The following is a 3,872-nucleotide window of genomic DNA, read 5'->3' as shown; positions in this document are numbered from 1 at the left end:
CATAGAATAACTATGCCACGCAGCCTCTGCCTTGTATAAAACCCAATCAAACTGCTGCAAAAACGAACTTGAAAGGTCAACAGACCCTAAGACTAATTATTAATTCAGAACCCAACCCTTTCTGAATAAAAGGAAATCAATGCGGTTTCCTTTTTCTTTCAGTGACAAAGACCACGTTATTATGCAAAATTAGAGGCGAGTGCAAGGGTTGCCCAAATTAGTCGTCTCGCGTCAATCCTTTATCTCTTATACGCATCCGTCAGCAAAATAAGAGTAAACTACATGACTATTATGCAAAAAACCTATTGGTTAATGCTCACCTTAGGAAACGCTGCTACATTTTTTTTATGGCAACAGCATCCTGATGACCTAACACTATCGCTGTTTATTTTTACCCTTCTTTACAGTGCGATTGGCTTTTTCGATATCTTTTTCTCAAAGCGTAATTTAAACCGGTTGTACCCAGTTGTTGCTTACATTCGCTATTTTTTAGAGTCATTTCGCGTTGAAATACAGCAATATTTTATTGCCAACGACACCGAAGAAAAACCCTTTAACCGCGAGCAACGTTCGCTTGTTTACCAACGCTCAAAATCGGTGCGCGATACTATTGCCTTTGGTACGCAGCGCGATTTACTGGAAGAAAATTATTTAAGTTTATGGCACTCGCTCGCGCCGTGTGACGTAAAAGAAGAGTATAAGCGCACGCTAATTGGCGGGCCGGATTGCAAACAACCCTACTCGGCATCTCGCTTAAATATTTCTGCAATGAGTTTTGGTTCGTTAAGTAAAAACGCCATTGAAGCGCTTAACTTAGGTGCCCATAAAGGTAGTTTTTACCACAATACTGGTGAAGGCGGGCTCAGCCCTTATCATCTAAAACACGGTGGCGACATTGTTTGGCAAATCGGTTCTGGGTTATTTTCGTGTCGTACACAAGATGGCGACTTTGACCATGAAGTATTTCGCACTAAAAGCGCATTACCGCAAGTTAAAATGATTGAAATAAAGCTATCGCAAGGTGCAAAACCAGGCCATGGTGGTGTATTGCCTAAAGCAAAAATTACCGACGAAATAGCACGTATTCGATTAGTGGACCAAGATAAAGACTGTATATCGCCAGCGGCGCATCCCAAGTGCAAAACGCCAAAAGAATTACTTAACTTTGTTGCTGAATTACGCGAACTTAGCCAAGGCAAACCTGTGGGGTTTAAACTTTGTTTAGGCAACCCCGCGGAGTTTTTAGCAATCTGTAAAGCCATGTTAGAACTGGATATTTACCCCGATTTTATTACAGTTGATGGCGCTGAGGGTGGCACAGGTGCTGCGCCCGTTGAATTTTCAAACCGCTTAGGCATGACCTGCCTTGAAAGTGTTTACCTTATTCATAACGCATTAATTGGCGTTGGTATTCGCGATAGAATTAGCATTATTGCCTCTGGTAAAACCGCATCGGCATTCGATCTATTAGCAAAACTTGCAATTGGCGCAGACGCTGTGAACGCTGCGCGAACTATGATGATGGCATTAGGCTGCATTCAATCTCGCAGTTGTAATACTAACGAGTGCCCAACTGGCATTGCCACACAAGACCCTGCGCGCGCAAAAGCAATCGATGTTGAAAGTAAAAGTGAGCGAGTTAAAAACTTTCATAAAAATACCCTACACGCCTTTTATGAATTACTCGGTAGCATGGGGTTAGACGACCCCGATAAACTATTGCCGCAAATGGTAAAACGCAGAACGCCCTACGGCTTGCTAATGTCGGTTGGCAGCTTAATAAAACCGTTACGCAAAGGTGAGATACTGGAAGATAGGCCACTTGGCAATTGGAGTATCTGGTGGCAGCAAGCCTCAAGCGAGCACTTTTACGTATATGACGAGACTATTTTAAAACCACAGGAGTTAGTACGTGACAACACCTAATTTATCGCAGTTAAAAAACCAATCACTGATTAAACAAAGTAGTTTCGTTAACGGCTCGTGGTTATCATCAAACAGCTCATTTGATGTTGTTAATCCTTTTAACAATGAGTCACTACTGCAGGTTGATGATATTGAGATAACGCAAGTTGAAGATGCGGTTTCTGCCGCCAAAAGCGCTCAACACGCATGGCAAAGTACCACCGCCTACGAACGAGCAACTCAACTTAAAAAGTGGGGCGAATTATTAATAGAAAATCTTGACGATTTAGCGCTATTACTCACCTTAGAGCAAGGTAAACCACTGGCGGAAGCGCGCGGCGAAATTAAATACGGCATTAGTTATATTGAGTGGTTTTGCGAAGAAGCCAAGCGAGTTTACGGCGATACCATTCCTGCACTAAGTAGTTCTCAGCAAGTAATTGTAACAAAACACCCTGTTGGTGTTGTTGCGGCGATTACACCTTGGAACTTCCCTAATGCGATGATCACCCGAAAAGCCGCAGCTGCACTTGCTGCAGGCTGTTGTTTTATTGTGAAACCATCAGAGTTAACGCCTTTAAGTGCGCTAGCAATGGCTGAATTAAGCCAACAGGCAGGCATACCAAAAGGTGTTTTTAATGTGGTTGTGGGTACTAATGCTAAAGCCATTGGCGAGGTGTTAACAACCCATGCAGATATTGCCAAGTTTAGCTTTACCGGTTCTACAAGAGTGGGGAAATTACTAACCAAACAAGCCGCATCAACGGTTAAACGAGTGTCGATGGAGCTTGGTGGTAATGCGCCATTTATTGTTTTTGACGATGCTGATTTAGAGGCAGCAGCAACTGGGTTAATTGCAGCAAAATTTAGAAATGCAGGGCAAACCTGTGTGTGCGCCAATCGTATTTATCTTGCCGAATCCATTAAACAGTCGTTTTTAGCCATCTTCACAGAAAAGTTAAAGCAGTTAAAACAAGGCAATGGCCTTAACGATGTGCAACTTGGCCCGCTTATTAACCAAGCCGCAATTGATAAAGTCACACAATTAGTTAATACAGCGCTAAGTGAAGGTGCACATATTCACTACCAAGGTGAAGCAACTGAAACAGGCTACCCAGCAACTATTTTAACCAACTGCAACAACACCATGGAGATTGCACAAAACGAGATTTTTGGCCCCGTAGCCACTATTTTTAGCTTTGATGATGAACAAACCGCTATCAATCTCGCTAACGATACTGAGTATGGCCTTGCCGCTTATTTTTATAGCCAAAACATTAATCGCATTATGCGCGCAGCCAATCAATTAAAGTTTGGCATGCTTGGTATTAATGAGGGCGTTATTTCAAATGCCGCCGCCCCATTTGGTGGCGTAAAACAGTCCGGTTACGGCCGCGAGGGATCGAAAGTTGGCCTAGATGACTACCTTGAAACTAAGTATTTGTGTTTCGGTAATTTATCAAGCTAATAACTCGCACTCTTAGTGTTTACTTTCAAAGGAGATGAATTATGAGTTTTTATAAATTATCAGCTATCACAGCGTTAATCGCTGCGTTACTTTCAGTCGCCCTAATGGGAGTGCCTGAGCTGCTTTTTTATCTATTTAATATTGAAGCCAGCGATGCAACCTATTTTATGGGACGTAGAGCAAGCATTCTATTTCTTGGGCTTGCATTGGTATCTTGGCAAATACGCAACATATCAGACAGCACTACACTGCAAGCTGTTAGCTTGAGTTTTATGGTGATTATGTTTGGCTTGGCAATACTGGGGAGTATTGAATTTACGCTAGGTAATGCAGGTGTGGGGATTTTCTTAGCAATAATCACCGAGCTGACTCTCGGGTTATTATACCTAAAAATATGGCGAGAAAAGCGTTTATACCAATTCACTTAAGTAGCTAATCATCCTAGCGGGCTAAATATCATGCTAACTGCGTTAGAATTTATCAATGTAGAACAACTACA

3 protein-coding genes are annotated in these 3,872 nt (G+C 42.4%); all 3 read left to right on the top strand.

Features of this window, described 5'->3' with window-relative positions:
* The first annotated feature begins 282 nt into the window (after positions 1-282).
* Genes AN214_RS21435 through AN214_RS21425 form a run of 3 tightly spaced genes read left to right on the top strand, consistent with a single transcriptional unit; the run spans position 283 to position 3,801 of the window.
* Entirely contained in the window at positions 283-1,926 is a 1,644-nt protein-coding gene (locus AN214_RS21435; RefSeq protein ID WP_054981577.1) for an FMN-binding glutamate synthase family protein, read from the top strand.
* Positions 1,913-3,373 (top strand): NAD-dependent succinate-semialdehyde dehydrogenase, encoded by a 1,461-nt coding sequence (locus tag AN214_RS21430; protein ID WP_054981576.1) that lies wholly within the window; start codon positions 1,913-1,915, stop codon positions 3,371-3,373. The genes AN214_RS21435 and AN214_RS21430 overlap by 14 nt, the downstream gene beginning before the upstream one ends.
* A 41-nt stretch (positions 3,374-3,414) precedes the next feature.
* Positions 3,415-3,801 carry a hypothetical protein gene (locus tag AN214_RS21425; RefSeq protein WP_054981575.1) on the top strand — a complete coding sequence of 129 codons (387 nt, stop codon included), beginning with the start codon at positions 3,415-3,417 and terminating at the stop codon, positions 3,799-3,801.
* Positions 3,802-3,872: the final 71 nt, after the last annotated feature.

Source organism: Pseudoalteromonas sp. P1-9 (genome assembly GCF_001399975.1).
Lineage (GTDB): Bacteria > Pseudomonadota > Gammaproteobacteria > Enterobacterales > Alteromonadaceae > Pseudoalteromonas.
Note: the sequence above shows the minus strand (reverse complement) of the source record. Positions and strands in the feature narration are given on the sequence as shown.

Excerpts from the sequence above, each read along its gene's own strand:
- AN214_RS21425 (WP_054981575.1), top strand. The coding sequence starts at position 3,415 with ATGAGTTTTTATAAATTATCAGCTATCACAGCGTTAATCGCTGCGTTA.
- AN214_RS21435 (WP_054981577.1), top strand. The coding sequence starts at position 283 with ATGACTATTATGCAAAAAACCTATTGGTTAATGCTCACCTTAGGAAAC.